Origin of the sequence: Nocardioides immobilis (assembly GCF_003515065.1) — a bacterium.
GTDB lineage: Bacteria > Actinomycetota > Actinomycetes > Propionibacteriales > Nocardioidaceae > Nocardioides > Nocardioides immobilis.
Window position 1 is genome coordinate 40144 of record NZ_QXGH01000029.1, and the last position, 17465, is coordinate 57608.

Sequence of the window (17465 nt, forward strand, 5' to 3'; positions counted from 1 at the left end):
TCGGCCCGGGTGCTTGGGTGAAGCATGGCCGAGATCCAGACCGTCCGGGGGCCGGTGGACACCGCCGACCTCGGCGCCACCCTCATGCACGAGCACGTCTTCATCCTCACTCCCGACGTGCACGCGAACTACCCCGAGGAGTGGGGGGACGAGGACACGCGGGTCGCGGACGCCGTACAACGGCTGCAGAAGGCGTACGACGCCGGCGTCCGCACCATCGTCGATCCGACCGTCGTGGGGCTGGGCCGCTACATCCCGCGGATCCAGCGGATCATGGAGCAGGTGCCGATCAACCTGGTCGTCGCGACCGGCGTCTACACCTACAACGACGCGCCGAGGTTCTTCAGCTATCGCGGGCCGGCGCTCAACGAGGTGCTCGGCTCGGAGCTGCCGGACCCGATGGTGGACATGTTCGTCAGCGACATCCGCGACGGCATCGCGGGCACCGGGGTCCGCGCCGGGATGCTCAAGTGCGCCATCGACCACCAGGGGATGACGCCCGGGGTGGAGCGGGTGATGCGCGCGGTCGCCAAGGCGCACCTCGCGACCGGCGTGCCGATCACCGTCCACACTCATCCCGGCGAGCAGTCCGGGCTCGAGGTCAAGCGGGTGATGTGCGACGAGGAGGGCGTGGATCCGGGCCGGATCGTGCTCGGCCACAGCGGCGACACGACCGACTGCGACCACATCTCCGCGCTGGCGGATGCAGGCTTCGTGCTCGGGATGGACCGGTTCGGGATCAACCTCGACACGACGTTCGAGGCGCGCGCCGACACGCTGCTCGAGATGCTCCGCCGCGGGTACGGCGAGCGGATGGTGCTCTCCCAGGACGCGTCCTGCTACATCGACTGGGTCGACCCGAACGTGATGGCGTTCCTCTCGCAGTGGCACTACACGCACCTGTTCGAGGACGTGTTCCCCTATGTGCTCGAGCACGGTGCCACCCAGGAGCAGATCGACACGATGCTGGTCGACGTACCTCGTCGCTTCCTCGAGGGCGCATGACCTCGAAGCAGAGCCGGCTGCCCGCGCCAGAACGCCGCGAGAAGATCCTCGCCGCGGCGCTCGAGGTCTTCTCGGAGCGCGGCTACTCGGCGTCGGTCGGCGAGATCGCCACGGCGGCCGGGGTCACCCGGACGGTGCTCTACTACTACTTCCCGGCGAAGAACGACCTGTTCATCGCCGTGCTCGAGTCGCTGCTGACGCAGGTCCTCAAGTACGTCGCCCCGGCCGCGGCCGAGGCGGACGCCCACGAGGACCGCGCCCGGGCCGTGATCGGAGCGCTGATCCGGTTCGCGGAGGACAACCCGAGGTCCTGGAAGATCATCTTCACCCAGGTCGAGGACACGGACCCCGAGGTGGCCGAGGTCCTCGCCACGATGGAGGAGATGGGTCGCCAGACCGCCCTGCTCCTGTTCGCCGAGGAGATCGACGAGCTCGGGCTGGACCTGGACCACCCGCGGACCCAGGTCATGGCCGAGCTGCTGTTCGGCGGCGCGGCCCAGGTCATGCGGTGGTGGAGCGCCCATCCGGAGATCCCCCGCGCGGTGGTGGAGCGGGCGGTGTTCGACCTGGTCTGGAACGGCGTCGCGGGCGTGACCCGGATGCCCGACGCCTAATCGACACCTCTGTCTAGACACTGGTGTCGATTGCGGCGATACTCCGTGCAGAGTCGAACGCACAGGAGAGCCACGTGGCGCCCAAGACCCGCACCTCCCGGACCGGCCGGCTGGCCCAGCTCGGTGGCATGGCCACCGGTCAGGCGGCCATGCACGTCGGCACCCGCACCGCCAACAAGTTCCGGACCGACGAGCGGGCGGCCGCCGCGCTCGAGGCCCGCAACATCGAGATGGCGGAACGCCTGGTCACCGTCCTCGGCACCATGAAGGGCGCCGCGCAGAAGCTCGGTCAGATGCTGTCGATGCTCGACGGTGGCCTGATCCCGTCCAGCCACCGGGAGGAGTTCCAGGCCAAGCTGGCGGCCCTGCAGGACAACGCGCCGAAGGTGCCGTGGCCGAAGATGCGCAAGCAGATCGAGGGCGAGCTCGGCACCTCGCTCGCCGAGGCCTTCCGGAGCTTCGACGAGACGCCCGTCGCTGCGGCGTCGATCGGACAGGTCTACCGCGCGGTGACGCACGACGGCCGCGACGTCGCGGTCAAGGTGCAGTACCCCGGCATCGCCACCGCCGTCCGCGCGGACCTGAAGAACCTGTCCCTGTTCGTGCGGGTCTACGGCAAGTTCCTGCACGAGGGCCTGGACGCGAAGCAGCTCGCGGCCGAGCTCGAGGCGAGGATCACCGAGGAGCTCGACTACGTCCTCGAGGCCGAGAACACGCGCACGGTCGGCCGCGCCTTCCGCGACCACCCGTTCATCCGGATCCCCTCCGTGGTCGGCGAGCTCTCCACGGAGCGGGTGCTCACGACCGAGTGGGTCGACGGCAAGCCGCTGAGCAGTGCGTACGACGCCGACCTGGCCACCCGCAACCGCATCGCCGAGATCCTGTTCCGCTTCTACTCGGGATCGCCGTACCGGCTGCACATGTACAGCGGTGACCCGCATCCCGGCAACGCCCTCGTGCTTCCGGACGGGCGGATGGCGTTCCTCGACTTCGGGCTGTTCAAGCGCTTCGACCCGGCCGCTGCCGAGGCGGAGCTCGCGATCTACCGGTCCGCCGTCGCCGGCGACGGTGAGGAGCTGCGACGGGTGCTGCACGAGATCGGCTTCGTGCCCGACTCCGAAGGCACCGATGTCGACGAGCTCGTGGACGTCGCGAGGACGGCCGGGTGGTGGTTCCTGTCCGACGAGGAGCTCGAGATCACCTCGCGCAGGGTCAACAAGATGGCCGCCAAGTTCGCAGACCCGCGGTCGAGCTACTACAAGTTCGCGCAGAAGCAGAACCTGCCGGCGGAGCACGCCTTCCGTGCCCGCGCCGACGCGCACCTGATCGCCATCGTCGGCCAGCTCAACCCGACCATCAACCTGCACCGGGTCGCGCGCGAGTGGATCTACGGCGAACCGCCGGTGACCGATCTCGGTCGGCAGCAGCTCGCCTGGGAGCAGGAGGTCGGCCGTGTCGTCCCCGCTTGATCAGGTGCGCAGCATCCTCGAGCCGCTCGTCGACCAGCCGGTCGCCCAGCGGCTGCTGTCGGAGGCCTCCGCGATGCGCGACCGGACGCTGCGGGCGCAGGAGGCTGCTCTCGGTGCCCTGAACCTGCCGACCGCCGCTGACCTCGCCAAGCTCGAGCGCCGCCTGAAGAGCCTGACCGACGCGGTCGCCCGCCTCGACGACCACCTCGACCGGCTCGAGACCCGCATCCGGCGGCTCGAGCAGCCTTAGTCCGATCGGGTCGTCGGCTGGGCCCGCTCCAGGAACGAGCGCAGCAGGTCGACCAGGCTGGTGACGGGCAGCTCGGGGTCGAAGGCCCGCTGGACGCCCAGCCCGATGCCGAGCGCGAGCAGCTGGACGGCGGCGTCGTCGGCGGGGAGCGGCAGGGTCAGGTCCAGGTCGGCGGCCTGCTGCTCGATCAGGTCGGCGATGGCTGCGGTGAGCTCGCGGCGGCGGCCGGCGAGGGCCTGGTTGATGCCGGCCACGTGGCGGTTGCTGGTCGCGAACTCGACCTCGAGGGCCGTCCAGCCGACATCGCCGATGTTCTCGTCGGCCCACTTCTCGAACGCGTCGATCCGGTCCTCGGCCGTCTCGGCGCCCACCACCGCCGACGCGAGCGACATCGCTCGTTCGAGGTGGAGCACGTCCAGCACGGCGAGGCCGAGCTCGTGCTTGGTCGCGAAGTTGGAGTAGACGGCGCCCTTCGAGAAGCCCGCCTCGGCGGCCACCTTGTCGAGCGACGTCGCGTTGTAGCCGTCCCTCAGGAAGAGCCGGTGCGCGGTCTCGACCAGCCGCTCGCGCGTCTGCGCGTGCGACTCCTTGCGCGTGATCCGGCCCACGACGAAAGGATAGCCGATTGGGCTACCGCTGGTATTCGAATACCGATAGTATTCGAAACATGACCCAACGACGTGCACTCGCCATCGGCTGCGGCGGCACCCTCGGCTTCGCCTGGACCGCGGTCGCGCTGCGGGCGCTGGAGGAGCAGCTCGACTGGGACGCGCGGACCGCCGACGTCCTCGTCGGGACCTCTGCCGGCGCCGAGATCGTGGCGGCGCTCGGCTCCGGCCGCACGCCGCAAGACCTGCTCGACGCCCTCGACGGCCGGGACCACGCCGACCCGCTGCTCGCCGGTCACGTGGCGGACCACCCCGGCAGCATCCCGCCGGTCCCCGCCCTCGCGCTGCCCGCGCTCGGGTTGGTGCGGGCCGGGATCGCCCGGCGTTCGCCGTACGCCGCTCTTGCGGGCCTCCTGCCGCGCGGCCGCGGCGACGCCACCTGGCTGAGGGAGTACGGCGATGCGCTCGCCGGCGCCGACGGCTGGACCGCGCACCGCGACACCTGGATCGTGGCCGCCGACGTCGCGACGGGGGAGCGGGTCGCGTTCGGCTCGGCCGGCGCCCCACCCGCTCGGCTCGGCGAGGCGGTCGCCGCGTCGTGGGGCATCCCCGGCTGGTTCCCGCCCGTCGAGATCGCCGGTCGGCGCTTCGTCGACGGCGGTGCGGTCTCCTCCGTCTCCGCCGACCTCCTGGTCGGCCAGCCGGTTGGCGAGGTCGTCGTAGTGGCGCCGATGACGTCGGCGGGCGGAGCTCCGGCTCGCGGCCTGAGCCGGGTCGAGCGGCTGCTGCGCACCCAGATGACCATCGGCCTCGACCGCGAGGTTGCCGCTCTCGAGGCCGCGGGGATCCGGGTGGTCCGGGTCGAGCCCGGTCCCGAGGAGCTGGCTGCCATGGGCCCGAACTTCATGGACCTGTCCCGCCGCGACGCCACCCTGGCCGCGGCCCGCACGCACGTCCCCGGCCGGGTCGCCTCGGCGATCGGGGCCGCCATCGAAGGAGCCAAGGCATGAACCATCACCACGAGGTCGTCGTGATCGGCGCCGGCATCTCCGGCATCGCCGCGGCGATCAAGCTGCGGGAGGCCGGTGTCGCGGACGTCGTCATCCTCGAGAAGGCCGAGACCTACGGCGGCACCTGGCGGGCCAACACCTACCCCGGCTGCGCGTGCGACGTGCCGTCCAACCTCTACTCATACTCCTTCGCCCCCAACAGCGACTGGTCGCGCGTCTACGGCACCCAGCCGGAGATCCTGGCCTACGTCGACCGGGTCGCCCGCGACCACGGGCTCGAGGAGGTCACCCGGTTCGGCGTCGAGGTGACCGGAGCGCGGTGGGACGAGGCGGCCGGCCAGTGGCGCGTCGAGACCACGACCGGTGAGATCGCGGCGCGCTTCGTCGTCGCCGCCGCCGGACCGTGGAACGAGCCCAAGATCCCCGACCTGCCGGGCCTGGCCGACTTCCCCGGGGAGGTGTGGCACTCCGCTCGCTGGAACCACGACTACGACCTGACGGGCAAGCGGGTCGCCGTGATCGGCACCGGCGCCTCGGCCGTGCAGTTCGTGCCCGAGATCCAGAAGCAGGTCGCCGATCTCCGCCTCTTCCAGCGCACCGCGCACTGGGTGCTCCCCAAGGTGGACCACCCGGTGCCGAACGCCGAGAAGTGGGTGAAGCGCAACGTGCCGCTCTTCGAGCGGGCGCTGGGCGCCGTCGAGTACGCCGCGATGGAGGGCGTCGGCACCGCCTTCCACCACCCGAAGCCGCTCATGCACGCGCTGCAGAAGGTCGGCCAGGCCTACCTGCGGGCGGCCGTGCGGGACAAGGAGCTGCGGGCGAAGCTGACGCCGCAGTACCTCCTCGGCTGCAAGCGGATCCTCTTCTCCAACAACTACCTGCAGTCGCTCACCCAGCCGAACGTCGAGGTCCACGCGACCGGCGTCGACAGGGTCGAGGGCTCCACCGTCGTCGGCTCCGACGGCACGACGGCGGAGGTCGACGCGATCATCCTCGGCACCGGCTTCCACATCCTCGACATGCCGGTGGCCGACCTGGTCCGCGGTGCCGACGGCCGCACCCTCGCCGAGCACTGGGCGGGCTCGCCGGAGGCCTACCTCGGCACCGTCGTCGCCGGCTTCCCCAACGCGTTCGTGGTGCTGGGTCCGAGCCTCGGCACGGGCCACAGCTCGGCGTTCGCGATCGCCGAGGCGCAGGTCGCACTGATCGTCGACGCGGTCACCACGGCTCGGAGGGAGGGATGGGCCGCGCTCGCCGTACGACCCGAGACGCAGGCGGCGTACGTCGACGACGTGCAGGCCGCGCTGGCCGGCACCGCCTACAACGCGGCCAGCTGCCACAGCTACTACATCGACGCCAACGGCCGGAACAGCTTCAGCTGGCCGTGGTCCACCGGCGAGCTGGTCCGCCGGGTCAGCCGCTTCGACCCTGCCGACTACGAGATCACCGTCCCCGCGCACGCCGAGCCTGTCGAGGCGAAGACCCAGGAGGTCACCGCATGAGCCGCTATCCCAAGATCGACCTCGGCGGCGCGCTCGTTGCGATTACCGGCGCCGCCCGGGGCATCGGGCTGGCGACCGCGAAGGAGTTCGTCGCCGCCGGTGCACGGGTCGCGCTCGGCGACCTCGACGACGCCCTCGCGAAGGAGGCCGCCGCCGGCTTGGGCGCGCAGGCCAGCGGTCACCGGCTCGACGTCACCGACAAGGAGTCGTACGCGGCGTTCCTCGCGGCCGCCGAGGAGCACCACGGACGCCCGATCGACGTTCTCGTCAACAACGCCGGCGTCATGCCCAACGGCCCCTTCCTCGACCAGGCGGACCGGATCGACCGGCTGACGATGGACGTCAACGTCTACGGCGTCATCCACGGCATGCGGCTCGCGCTGCCCGCGATGATCGAGCGCGGGCAGGGCCATGTCGTCAACGTCGCCTCGCTCGCCGGCAAGTTCCCCATCAAGGGGCTCGCGGTCTACAACGCCAGCAAGTACGCCGTCGTCGGCCTGACGGCCGCCACCCGGCTCGAGCTCGAGGGCACCGGGGTGTCGATCACGGCGGTGCTGCCGAGCGCCGTCATGACCGAGCTGTCCTCGGGCATCGACTACGGCGTGCTGCCGGCTGTCGAGCCGGACGACATCGCCGCCGCCGTCGTGAAGTCGGTCCGCAGCCGGCGCGCCGAGGTCGCCGTGCCGTCGTACGTCGGGCTGGCAGCCAACGGCGCGCCGCTGGTGCCCGAGGGCGTGATGCGCCGCTTCCGGCACCTGGTGCACGACGACGCCGCGATCACCCGGGTCGACGACTCGGTGCGCAAGGCGTACCTCAACCGGATCGAGAACCAGTAGGAGCCCTGCAGGAATCCCCGGTGAACCGGGGAAACTTGCACTTGTCGGCCATTGCAACCCCCGACAAGTGCAGGAACCCCCGGTTCACCGGGGATTCCTGCACCCCGCCGCCACGTCCAGCCCGAGCGAGTCGTCGGCGGCGTAGGGGATCGACAGGATGACCCGCTCGGCGAGGCCGTCGAACCGCTCCCGTACGGCGGCGCCGGCCTGGTCGAGCTCGGAGACGACGGCGAGCGTGGTGAGGACCTCGTCGTCGACGAGGTCGCCGAGCTCGGTCCAGCGACCCGCCTTCGTGAATGCGTGTGCCTCGGCGTGCAGGTCCCCCCAGCCGTGGTGGTCGAGCACCGGCTTGTAGGCGGGGGTGGACGCGTAGAACCCGATCTGCCGCTTGGTGCCGGCGATCGCCTGGGCGTAGCCCTCCTCGGTCCGCCCGGTCGCGACCATCGCCATCGCAGCGACGGTGAAGTCGCCACTCGCACCGGTGCTCGTCCGGCCCTCGGCAAGCTGCGGGCGGAGCACGTCCTCCAGGTAGCTGCGCGAGAGCAGCGGGTGGCACATGAAGCCGTCGGCAACCGCGCCCGCGGTCGCGACCATCCGCGGCCCGACCCCGGCCAACCAGATCTCGGGGGAAGGGAAGCCGAGCGGGCCCGGGTTGAAGAGCGGAGGCATCAGGGTGTGCGTGTAGAAGTCGCCCCGGAAGTCGAGGGCCTCTCCGGTCTGCCAGGTGTGCCAGATCGCCCGCAGGGCGGCGATGTACTCGCGCATCCGGTCCGCCGGTCGCGACCAGGGCATGGAGTAGCGGCGCTCGATGTGCGGCTTGATCTGCGACCCGAGCCCGAGGATCAGACGTCCTCCGGACAGCCGGTGCACGTCGTACGCCGGATAGGCCATCGCCATCGGGGAACGGGCGAACGCGAGCGCGATCGACGTACCGATGCGGAGCCGCTCGGTCCGGGTCGCGGCCAGCGTCAGGTAGACGAACGGATCGTGCGCGCCCTCAGGCACGTAGAGCGTGCTGCTCGGGCTGCGCTCCTCGACCGCACGCGCGACGGCGCCGATCCCCGCTGGGTCGCCGTGGTAGGTCAGGTCGATCTCAGTGGCCACGCGGTTGACACCTCATCCGACGCACACTAGAACACGTTCTAGATCGGCGCGAGCCGCAGTGTCACAGGGGAGGTGGGCGATGGCCCTGGAGATCGGGGTCGCGCTGCCCCAGATGGCCCGCGACTACGGCCCGCGAACGACGGTCGACTGGGCGCGCGGCATCGACGACGGCCCGTTCTCCAGCGTGTCCGCCGGGGAGCGGGTGACCTTCTCCAACCCGGAGATGGTCGCGACGCTCGCCGCGGCAGCCGCCGTCACCAGCCGGGTGCGGATCATGACGAACGTCTGGGTGCTCCCGGCCCACCCGATGGCGATGGTCGCGCAGCAGGTCGGCACCCTCGACCAGCTCGCCGACGGCCGGCTGGTGCTGGGGGTCGGCATCGGCGGGCGGGACGGCGACTACGAGGCGCTCGGCAGCCCGACGCACGGCCGTCATCAGCGCCTGGACGAGCAGGTGCGTGAGCTGACCCGGCTCCTCGACGGCGGCTCGCCGTACCCGGGCGGTGATCCGGTCGGCCCCGCCCTCGCGCCCGGACGCCGGCCGGAGATCCTCGCCGCTGCCCTGGGGCCGAAGGCGCTGGCTCGCGCGGCCCGGTGGGCCGACGGCGTGACCGGCTTCAGCGTGACCGGCGCTCGGCAGGAGCTCGTCGATGTCAGCGAGCGCGCGGAGGCGGCGTGGTCGGCGGCCGGCAGGGGTACGCCGCGCAAGGTGACGGGCTGCTTCTACGCGCTCGGCGTGCCCGAGCCCGAGGAGGTCCTGAGGGACTTCACCGAGCGCTACCTCGGCTTCCTCGGACCCGAGCTGGCGCGGGCCCTCGCGGGGCTCGTGACCGCGCACTCGCCCGACGGCGTACGGCGGGTCCTCGACGACGCGGAGGCGGCCGGGTACGACGAGCTGGTGCTGGTCCCCGCCACCGTCGACCTGCGCTGCCTGGACGCGGCCGCGGAGCTGGTCGCCGCTCGTTGAGGTCGCCGCTCGCGCACCCCACCTACTCTTCACGCATGGAAGCGGGAACAAGCGCTCGGGCGACGGCGGCCGCGATGGTCCTGGCCGGCGTCCTCGCCGGCATGGCGGGCTGCTCGTCGTCGAGGGCCGAGGAGGACTCCGCGCCACGGACGTCGCCGAGCGGATCGACGTCCGACCCGATCGACGCCGCGCCCGCGCCTGCGCCGCGTCCCACCCGCTACCAGCCGGACCCCGCCGAGATCGACGGCGCGGCGAAGCGCGCCGCCGCACGAGCCGTCGAGGCGCTGCCCGACGTACGGCAGGTGACCTACACGCAGTACTTCGGGTACCTGCCGCCGGCCGCCAGCATCCTGGTCGAGGCCGACCTCGAGGACGGAGGCGGTACGACGTACGACGTGCAGATCAGTCAGGCCCCAGGGGGCTGGCGGGTCGACTCGGTCACCGCCGCCGCGCCGGTGCCGCCCCTGCAGGATCCGGGGCCCTTGATCCGTCACGTGCTGAGCAGTGATCGCATCACGTTGCCCTGGGCCGGTCGCGACGACGTCGCTGCAGGGTTGGTCTCCGACGCGGTGCTGCGATCGATGCTCGAGGTGGCGGAGCAGCACCGGATCGGGATCAGCGTGCTGATCTCGGCCCACCCGGTGCACGTCTTCGGCACCGACCGGCGCAGCAACCATCCCGACGGGCTCGCCTACGACATCGGGAGCATCGACGGCCGGCTGGTCGTCGACCCGGGCGCGGCCGGGGTGGTGCGTCAGGTGATGCGGATCGCGGCCGGCACCGGCGCCTCCCAGGTGGGCGGCCCGGACGATCTGGACGACGGCGGCAGCCAGTACTTCTCCGATCCCACGCACAGTGACCACGTGCATGTGGGCTTCAACGGGTGAGCCCAGCCCTGTTCACGAGGCCGCCCGGGCCCCTATCTTTCGCAGTGCGACGTGCGTGAGGCACGCCACATCGTTCCGCCGGGGGCCTGACTCCCGCCGTCCGTAGGAGCCTCGATGGACCCGTTGAACCCGCTGAACCTCCAGTGGTACCAGCACCCCTCCCTGGTGCTCCAGCTCCGTGCGCTGACGAAAGAGCGCAAGGACCTGCGCGAGAAGAACCTCTTCGAGGGCGAGGGCACCCGTCCCGACGGCGACATGGGCGAGCCCACCCCCGAGGTGGCGCGCGCCCGCACCCCGGAGGGGACCTGGAACGACGTGGGCTGCCCGATGATGGGCGCCAAGGGCACCGGCTTCGGCCGCAACGTGCCGATCGAGAAGACGGTCGTCGACCGCAAGAACCTGCTCAACCCCGACCCCCGCGAGATCAGCCGGAAGCTGATGGCGCGCGACACGTTCAAGCCGGCCGGCATCCTCAACGCGCTGGGCGCCGCCTGGCTGCAGTTCGAGAACCACAACTGGTTCTTCCACGGCAACGGCGTCGCCGACAAGGTCATCAACATCCCGCTCCAGGACGGCGACGACTTCCCCGAGAACCCGATGCGGATCCGGGAGACGATCCCGCTGCACGGCGAGATCAAGGACGGGTGCCCGGCGCCGGTGTTCGCCAACCAGGAGACTCACTGGTGGGACGGCTCCCAGATCTACGGCAGCGGCCAGGAGAAGCAGGGCCAGATCCGCACCTTCGTCGACGGCAGGATCCACGTCGACGAGGACGGCCGGCTGCCGCTCAGCGAGGACATCCCCGGCGTCGACCTGACCGGCATGCAGGAGAACTGGTGGTTCGGCCCCGGCCTGCTGCACACGCTCTTCGCCCGTGAGCACAACACCGTCGTCGCGGCGATCAAGAAGGCGCACCCGGAGTACGACGACCAGCGGCTGTTCGAGCTCGGCGTACTGGTCGTCTCCGCCCTCATCGCCAAGATCCACACCGTCGAGTGGACCCCGTGCGTGCTGCGGCATCCGGCGCTGCAGATCGGCATGAGCGCCAACTGGTACGGCGCCCTCGGCGAGGCCTTCCGCGACAAGGTCGGCCGGGTCGGGGACAGCGAGGCGCTGTCCGGCATCATCGGCTCCTCGACCGACCACCACTCCGCGCCGTTCTCGCTGACCGAGGAGTTCGTGTCGGTCTACCGGATGCACCCGCTCATCCCCGACGACTGGACCTTCTACTCGCTGGAGAGCGGCGTGCAGGTGCAGGAGGCCTTCTTCACCGACCTCCAAGGCCGCTACACCCGTGACTTCATGGACAGCCTGGAGATGGGCGACATGTGGTACTCCATCGGCAAGGCCAGTGCCGGCGCGGTCTGCCTGCACAACTACCCGAACTCGCTGCGCAACCTCACCCGCGTGGACGGCCAGATCACCGACCTGGCGACCCTCGACATCGTCCGCGACCGCGAGCGCGGGGTGCCGCGCTACAACGACTTCCGCGAGGCCCTGCGGATGCCACGGCGCAAGCGGATCGAGGACATCACGCCCAACAAGCAGTGGGCGAAGGAGATGAACGAGATCTACCACGGCGACGTCGACGCGGTGGACCTGCAGATCGGCATGCAGGCCGAGCAGCCGCCGAAGGGCTTCGGCTTCTCCGACGTCGCGTTCCGGATCTTCATCCTGATGGCCTCGCGCCGACTCAAGAGCGACCGGTTCTTCACCAAGGACTTCCGGCCGGAGGTCTACACGAAGACCGGCTTCGACTGGGTCAACGAGAACTCGATGAAGGACGTCCTGCTGCGGCACTACCCCGAGCTGGAGACGGTCATCGGCGACGTGGACCGGGTCTTCGCGCCGTGGCCGGAGCTGGGCGCCCCCGCCCCCGGGCAGAAGCCGGTGATCCTGCGGGCGGCGGACACCGTGAAGTCGTACCTGCCGTGGTGAGTGGCCAAAAATGAGGGATTTCAAGCACGCCTCGATCGTCGAAGGGGTGCGCTTCACCGCTCAGGTGGGCGTCCCGAACGTGGTCCAGGGCCTGTTCCGGAAGCGCGAGGCAGTGGTCAGCGCGATCGACAAGCTGCCCGCCGACCACCTCGCGTACCGGCTGGTCGAGGGCCTCGCCCGCAAGTACGGCCCGGACCCGTTCTGGGTGCGGGTCGGCGCCGAGGAGACGCTGCTCGTCACGCACCCCGACGACATCCGCGTGGTCCTTGGTGGCTCGCCGTCGCCGTTCGCGTCCGACCCGGACGCCAAGCGCAAGGGCATGAGCGCGTTCCAGCCGGACGCCCTCACGATCTCGCGGGGCGACCTGTGGGCCGACCGCCGGGCGTTCGCCGAGGCCGTCCTCGACACCGGCCGGACGATCCACCGGCTGGCCGAGGGCTTCGCCGCGGCCACCGTCGCCGAGGCCGACGCGCTGCTCGCGCTCGGCCGGCCGCTGAAGTTCGAGGACGTCAACCTCGCGTTCCAGCGGCTCACCCGGGTCGTCGTGCTCGGCGCGGCCGCCGCCGACGACACCGCGCTGACCGAGCAGCTGGGGTCGCTGATGGCGGCCGGCAACAAGATGCCCGGAAAGCCGGCCGAGGGGTACGACGACTTCCACACCCACCTCGCCGAGTACGTCGCCACGCCCGATCCCGCCGCTCTCACCGGCCTGATCGCGTCCGCTCCGCAGAGCGACGACACCGATGTACCGGGCCAGCTCATCCACTGGCTGTTCGCCATGGGCGACACGCTCCCGAGCAACCTGATGCGCGCCCTCGCCGTACTCGCCACGCACCCGCTGGTGCTCGACGACGCCCGGGCCGAGGTGGGCCGCAAGGACCTGACCGTGGTCGAGGACGTCGCCGACGCGTCGTACCTCGCCGGCTGCATCCTCGAGGCGATGCGGCTGTGGCCCACGACCGCCCTCTTCGGGCGGGTCCAGGTCGAGGACCACCGGTGGGTCAACGGCCAGAAGACACCGGCCGGCACCCAGGTGCTGATCCACAACCTCTTCAACCACCGCAACCGGGACCGGGTGCCGTTCGCCGACCGGTTCGCCCCCGAGGAGTGGGTCACCGGCACCGCCGGCGACGACTGGCGGTTCAACTTCTTCAGCCACGGCCCGCAAGGCTGTCCGGGCGCCGGGCTGTCGATCTTCCTCGGCCAGGCGTTCCTGGGACGACTGATCACCGCCGGCAACCCCAAGCTCGTCAGCGGGCCGCGGCTCAAGGGCGACCGGCTGCCGTACGGCCTCGACATCTACGGCCTCGAGATCCGGGTCTAGCCACCGTCCGCCGAGCCGACGCCTGCCGAGCAGGTCAGGCCGAGCCCACCTTTCGTCCACAGGCCAGCTTGACGAACCGCCTGTCCACAGGCGGGTTCTGAGCGTTTCGATGTGTCGGTGGTCGGGTGTTGAATGTTCAGTATGGATCTCGGGACCGCACCCCTCTTCGACCTCTCCGCCGCGGTGGCGGACGTGGCCGTCGGGAGTGCTGCGGTCTCGCGTTCGCGGGAGCTGCTGGCCGAGATCCGTGACCATCGAGCAGTCGTTGCTGAGCGTGAGGTCGCGACCGTGCGGGCGGTGGCCGAGTGGGCGGGCGAGCACGTCGTGGCCGACAAGGGCGACGCTTCGACGGTCACCGAGCGGGGTCTGGACACCGGGCTCCCGGTCGCCGGCCCCGGTGCCCCGTTGATCAGTGACTTCGCGGTGATGGAGCTCTCCGCGCTGCTGGGCCGGTCCCTGGACTCCGGCCGCTCCTACGTCGGTCAGGTGGTGGAGCTGGCCTACCGGCTCCCCCAGACCTGGGCCCGGGTCCTCGAGGGCCGGGTTCCGGTGTGGAAGGCACTGCGGATCGCGGAGTCCACCCGCACCCTCCCGGCCGATGCCGCGGGGTTCGTGGACCGGCAGCTCGCGCCCATCGCCCACGGGGTCTCCTGGGCGCAGATCGACCGGCTGGTCGAGGAGGCCCTGGTCAGCTACGACCCGGCCGCGGCGGAGGAGAAGCGCACGGCGGCCCAGGAGACCCGGCACGTCGACATCGATCTCGACCGGGTCGGGTTCGACGGCACCGCGGAGGTCACCGCCACCCTCGACATCGCCGACGCCCTCGACCTCGAGACCGCGGTCGCCCGCCGCGCGAAGCTGCTCGGCCAGCTCGGCTGCGAGGACTCCCTCGACGTCCGCCGCGCGACCGCGCTCGGGGAGATCGCCCGCCACGACCTCGCCCTCGACCTCCAGGTCGTCGACCCCGACACCGGGGAGATCACCCGCACCGTCCCCGGCCGCAGGGTCGAGCTGATCGTCCACCTCAACGACGCCAGCGGCCACACGGCCGATGGCGCGGTCGGCCGGTTCGCCAACACCCGCACCCCGATCTCACCGGAGCAGGTCAAGGAATGGATGGGCACCCCGGGCACCAGCGTGCTGGTGCGGCCGGTGATCGACCTCAACGGCCACCAGCCGGTCGACTCCTACGAGATCCCCGACCGGATCCGCCGCCAGGTCACCCTGGCCGACCACCACTGCACCTACCCCTACTGCACCAGGCCAGCCGAACGCTGCGACCTCGACCACAACGTCCCCCACACCCAGGGCGGACCAACGTGTCGGTGCAACCTCGACCCGAAGTGCCGAGGCCACCACCGGTACAAGACCTCAGGACTCGCGACCTGCCGGACCCTCTCACCCGGCACCTACCTGTGGACCCTGCCCAGCGGGCTGTACCTGGTCGACCCCACCGGCACCTACGACCTCACCCCCCGACCCGGCACCACCCAGCCGACCGAACCGCCGGCCGACCCGGTCCAGCCGACCGAGCCGCCGGCCGACCCACCCGACGAGTAGCCACCGAGCCCCGACACCCCGCCACCTGGTTCCACCGGCGGGGATATCGGCATGCTCGGGCCGCCACCCCAGCGAGCACCCCAGGCCTCGCCGCGCCCTCCCCGGCGCGCGACCAAGTGCCGCAACCAACGACGACGGCGACCACGCCTCCCTCGAAAGCTCAACGGCCCGGCCCGGGCGGCCACCCGCCGCCGCTACGGAGCCGCACACTCCGGCGGCACGGCAAACGACTCGGTGGCCGTGATGTTCGGACCACGGACCCGGCTGGTGGCGCCGACGCCGACGCCGTACTTGGCGAAGGAGCGCCAGACCATGCAGGCCCGGGCGTCGTTGCCAGAGGCCGTGAGGCCCATCAGGATGCCGTCCCGCATCTGCTCGAAGTTCGGGCCGGCCGGCGTGAAGTTCATGCCGCCGACGAGGTCGGCCAGGATGTCGTCCTGCCCCAGCGAAGCGGCCTTGTACGCCTTCCAGAGGTCCCACCCGATGGCGCCGTACAGCTCGCCGTCGTCGTGGACCTCGGTGCCGGTGACGTCGGCGTACGTGTTCGGATAGCCCTCGTAGGAGAAGCGACGGATGCCGCCGGCATCGCTGAACGGGTACTCCGCGACGACCGGGTCGTCGCCCGTGATCACCGAGAGCACGTCGGCCATGCCCTCACCGATGGCACCGGACATCGGTCCGCTCATCGAGCCGATCATGCGCCAGGTCAGGCCGTGTCCGTACTCGTGCCAGATGATGTCGGAGTCGAGGTCGCCGTCCTTGAACGGCGGAGGAGTCGGCGACAGTCGCAGGGTCGTGGCTGCGGGCGCGCCGGCGCGGAGCACCGCGCCGTCGTCCTGGCTGACCATCAGCGACGGGATCTTGATGCGACCGCCCTTGCCGCCGCCCATGGGTACGGCGGGACCGGGCACGTTGTTGACGACCAGCATTGCCGAGCCGCCGGCACGCTGCACGTTGACGGCCTTGACCGAGAAGTTGCAGGTGCCGCGGTCGACCAGGACCACGGTGCCGGCCGCGACGGCTGGCAGCGCCTCGCAGCCGTCGGACCCAGTGCCGACGCCGTCGTCGGCCACTGCCAGTGGTCCGGTCACGCCGGTCGTGTCGAGCTGCGCACCGAACGACGCGGGCGCGCCCGAGTAGGTCACGCCGTTCTGGATGACGTCGTAGCCACCCGGCGGCGTCCACAGGTACATCTGCATCCGGCCGGGCTGGCCGTCCGGCGGCGTCGCGAAGTTGGCGTTGTCGGTGCCACCGCCGTCCTGGGCCTGCGCCTCGACGGCGTCGCCGCCAGTGCCCCCGTTGCCGAAGGTGTCGTTCTGGAAGTTTCCGGCCGCCTCGGTGAAGCCGGCGCGGTACAGCGTGTCGTGGATCAGGTTGTTGAAGTAGAAGAGGTTCTGCACCGCGACGTCCGGGTTGTCGCCGGCCGTGGGCTGCGTCGTCGCGTCGAACGCCGTGTCGAAGACGCCGTCCGCCTCGACCTCGTCGTTCGGGTCGGGCGCGTCGTCGTTGTCGGCGTCGATGTAGGCGTGGGCGTTGTTGCCGCTGATGTGGTTGCTCCACTGGTCACCGACGAGCCAACCGTCCGGTGACGCGGCCGGGTCGGCCGGGTCGGTCACCACGGTCTGCGGGGTCTCGTCCGGGTGCTCCGGGAAGACGTTGTAACCCTCGGACGAGGTGCGGGACTCGCTGCGGACCACGGAGCCGTTGCCGGCCACCACGGTCTCGAAGAGCTGGTTGTCGGCGTCCCACGTGAGCACGACGTAGCCCTCGGAGAGGCGCCCGTCGCTCATCGGCAGGGCGACCTTCTCGACGGACGGTGCCTGCAGCCAGCGCGGCGACCCACCCGGATAGAGCGACCGTACGGCGGCACGCAGCGCGTCGCCCTCGCTGGCGGATGCCGCACGGGGGTCCGTCGCCCGGACCGTGTTCTCGACCAGGCTGACCAGCCGGCCCCTGGCGTCGAACGCCGCCTTGGCGTCGCTGCCCGCGACGCGCAGCCCCGCGACGTACTGCTCCATCCGGAGGTAGGTGACCCCGCGGACGGTCCAGGCGCGGGAGGTCGGACGGAGGGTGTCGCCGGCCCCGCTGTCGAGGTACTGCTTGACCGCCCGGCTCGGCGGCAGTCCGGCCCGTCCGAGGGCCTTGCCGTCGGCCCAGTGGACGCGATGCCGGGCGTCGACGGGCCTGGGGGCGGTCTGCCCCTCAGCCGTCGGGGTGACGGCGAGGACGGTGGCGGCGAGGACGGCCGCAGCCAGTCCGGCGAGGCGAGAGCGCGTGGGGATGAGGTGGGTGCGCATGGGAGCTCCTCGGGGACGAACCAACGACTCACGTTAGACCCGCAGTTCGCGTCTGCACCACGGTTTGCAGGGGCCAGCTTCGGGGGCGGTCGCC

General features: G+C 71.1%; 15 protein-coding genes. 12 read left to right on the forward strand and 3 right to left on the reverse strand.

The window, feature by feature from the left end; genetic code table 11:
* Positions 1-24: 24 nt before the first annotated feature.
* The 4 genes from D0Z08_RS22610 to D0Z08_RS22625 all read left to right on the forward strand — a co-directional run bounded on the left by D0Z08_RS22610 (position 25) and on the right by D0Z08_RS22625 (position 3338).
* Positions 25-1005, forward strand: coding sequence for a phosphotriesterase family protein (locus tag D0Z08_RS22610; RefSeq protein ID WP_118927543.1), 981 nt, complete (start codon positions 25-27; stop codon positions 1003-1005).
* Positions 1002-1619: a TetR/AcrR family transcriptional regulator gene (locus D0Z08_RS22615; RefSeq protein WP_118927544.1), complete on the forward strand. Its 618-nt coding sequence runs from the start codon at positions 1002-1004 to the stop codon at positions 1617-1619. Before D0Z08_RS22610 ends, D0Z08_RS22615 begins: the two co-directional genes overlap by 4 nt.
* Positions 1620-1693: 74 nt before the next feature.
* The gene (locus tag D0Z08_RS22620; RefSeq protein WP_220454306.1) at positions 1694-3088 is read left to right on the forward strand and encodes an ABC1 kinase family protein; all 1395 of its coding nucleotides are present in this window, start codon (positions 1694-1696) and stop codon (positions 3086-3088) included.
* A complete protein-coding gene (locus tag D0Z08_RS22625) occupies positions 3072-3338 on the forward strand; it encodes a hypothetical protein (protein ID WP_118927545.1) in 267 nt (88 codons plus the stop codon). Before D0Z08_RS22620 ends, D0Z08_RS22625 begins: the two co-directional genes overlap by 17 nt.
* Here the strand turns inward: D0Z08_RS22625 and D0Z08_RS22630 are convergent.
* Positions 3335-3946, reverse strand: coding sequence for a TetR/AcrR family transcriptional regulator (locus tag D0Z08_RS22630; RefSeq protein WP_118927546.1), 612 nt, complete (start codon positions 3944-3946; stop codon positions 3335-3337). The genes D0Z08_RS22625 and D0Z08_RS22630 overlap by 4 nt on opposite strands.
* Positions 3947-4005: 59 nt before the next feature.
* Here D0Z08_RS22630 and D0Z08_RS22635 point away from each other — a divergent pair, with 59 nt between their 5' ends.
* The 3 genes from D0Z08_RS22635 to D0Z08_RS22645 are packed head-to-tail and all read left to right on the forward strand — an operon-like array spanning position 4006 to position 7294.
* Positions 4006-4956 (forward strand): patatin-like phospholipase family protein, encoded by a 951-nt coding sequence (locus D0Z08_RS22635; protein ID WP_118927547.1) that lies wholly within the window; start codon positions 4006-4008, stop codon positions 4954-4956.
* Positions 4953-6458, forward strand: coding sequence for a flavin-containing monooxygenase (locus D0Z08_RS22640; RefSeq protein ID WP_118927548.1), 1506 nt, complete (start codon positions 4953-4955; stop codon positions 6456-6458). The genes D0Z08_RS22635 and D0Z08_RS22640 overlap by 4 nt, the downstream gene beginning before the upstream one ends.
* On the forward strand, positions 6455-7294 hold the full coding sequence (locus D0Z08_RS22645) for an SDR family oxidoreductase (RefSeq protein WP_118927549.1): 840 nt from the start codon (positions 6455-6457) through the stop codon (positions 7292-7294). Before D0Z08_RS22640 ends, D0Z08_RS22645 begins: the two co-directional genes overlap by 4 nt.
* Positions 7295-7378: 84 nt before the next feature.
* On the opposite strand, the gene D0Z08_RS22650 is transcribed toward D0Z08_RS22645, so the two are convergent.
* On the reverse strand, positions 7379-8398 hold the full coding sequence (locus D0Z08_RS22650; protein WP_118927550.1) for a TIGR03617 family F420-dependent LLM class oxidoreductase: 1020 nt from the start codon (positions 8396-8398) through the stop codon (positions 7379-7381).
* A 79-nt stretch (positions 8399-8477) separates the two neighbouring features.
* Here D0Z08_RS22650 and D0Z08_RS22655 point away from each other — a divergent pair, with 79 nt between their 5' ends.
* The 5 genes from D0Z08_RS22655 to D0Z08_RS22675 all read left to right on the forward strand — a co-directional run bounded on the left by D0Z08_RS22655 (position 8478) and on the right by D0Z08_RS22675 (position 15074).
* Entirely contained in the window at positions 8478-9365 is an 888-nt protein-coding gene (locus D0Z08_RS22655; protein ID WP_245994314.1) for an LLM class flavin-dependent oxidoreductase, read from the forward strand.
* A gap of 35 nt (positions 9366-9400) precedes the next feature.
* Positions 9401-10252: a hypothetical protein gene (locus D0Z08_RS22660; RefSeq protein WP_147381509.1), complete on the forward strand. Its 852-nt coding sequence runs from the start codon at positions 9401-9403 to the stop codon at positions 10250-10252.
* A gap of 114 nt (positions 10253-10366) precedes the next feature.
* Entirely contained in the window at positions 10367-12190 is a 1824-nt protein-coding gene (locus tag D0Z08_RS22665) for a peroxidase family protein (protein WP_118927552.1), read from the forward strand.
* A 10-nt stretch (positions 12191-12200) separates the two neighbouring features.
* Positions 12201-13514 carry a cytochrome P450 gene (locus D0Z08_RS22670; RefSeq protein WP_147381510.1) on the forward strand — a complete coding sequence of 438 codons (1314 nt, stop codon included), beginning with the start codon at positions 12201-12203 and terminating at the stop codon, positions 13512-13514.
* 141 nt (positions 13515-13655) lie between these two features.
* Entirely contained in the window at positions 13656-15074 is a 1419-nt protein-coding gene (locus D0Z08_RS22675; RefSeq protein ID WP_118927554.1) for an HNH endonuclease signature motif containing protein, read from the forward strand.
* A gap of 194 nt (positions 15075-15268) precedes the next feature.
* Here the strand turns inward: D0Z08_RS22675 and D0Z08_RS22680 are convergent, their stop codons facing one another.
* On the reverse strand, positions 15269-17371 hold the full coding sequence (locus tag D0Z08_RS22680; protein ID WP_118927555.1) for a M36 family metallopeptidase: 2103 nt from the start codon (positions 17369-17371) through the stop codon (positions 15269-15271).
* Positions 17372-17465 lie beyond the last annotated feature (94 nt).

Coding starts and splice junctions, on each gene's coding strand:
- D0Z08_RS22615 (WP_118927544.1), top strand. CDS start 1,002: ATGACCTCGAAGCAGAGCCGGCTGCCCGCGCCAGAACGCCGCGAGAAG.
- D0Z08_RS22655 (WP_245994314.1), top strand. CDS start 8,478: ATGGCCCTGGAGATCGGGGTCGCGCTGCCCCAGATGGCCCGCGACTAC.
- D0Z08_RS22670 (WP_147381510.1), top strand. CDS start 12,201: ATGAGGGATTTCAAGCACGCCTCGATCGTCGAAGGGGTGCGCTTCACC.
- D0Z08_RS22645 (WP_118927549.1), top strand. CDS start 6,455: ATGAGCCGCTATCCCAAGATCGACCTCGGCGGCGCGCTCGTTGCGATT.
- D0Z08_RS22675 (WP_118927554.1), top strand. CDS start 13,656: ATGGATCTCGGGACCGCACCCCTCTTCGACCTCTCCGCCGCGGTGGCG.
- D0Z08_RS22665 (WP_118927552.1), top strand. CDS start 10,367: ATGGACCCGTTGAACCCGCTGAACCTCCAGTGGTACCAGCACCCCTCC.
- D0Z08_RS22660 (WP_147381509.1), top strand. CDS start 9,401: ATGGAAGCGGGAACAAGCGCTCGGGCGACGGCGGCCGCGATGGTCCTG.
- D0Z08_RS22640 (WP_118927548.1), top strand. CDS start 4,953: ATGAACCATCACCACGAGGTCGTCGTGATCGGCGCCGGCATCTCCGGC.
- D0Z08_RS22610 (WP_118927543.1), top strand. CDS start 25: ATGGCCGAGATCCAGACCGTCCGGGGGCCGGTGGACACCGCCGACCTC.
- D0Z08_RS22635 (WP_118927547.1), top strand. CDS start 4,006: ATGACCCAACGACGTGCACTCGCCATCGGCTGCGGCGGCACCCTCGGC.
- D0Z08_RS22680 (WP_118927555.1), bottom strand. CDS start 17,371: ATGCGCACCCACCTCATCCCCACGCGCTCTCGCCTCGCCGGACTGGCT.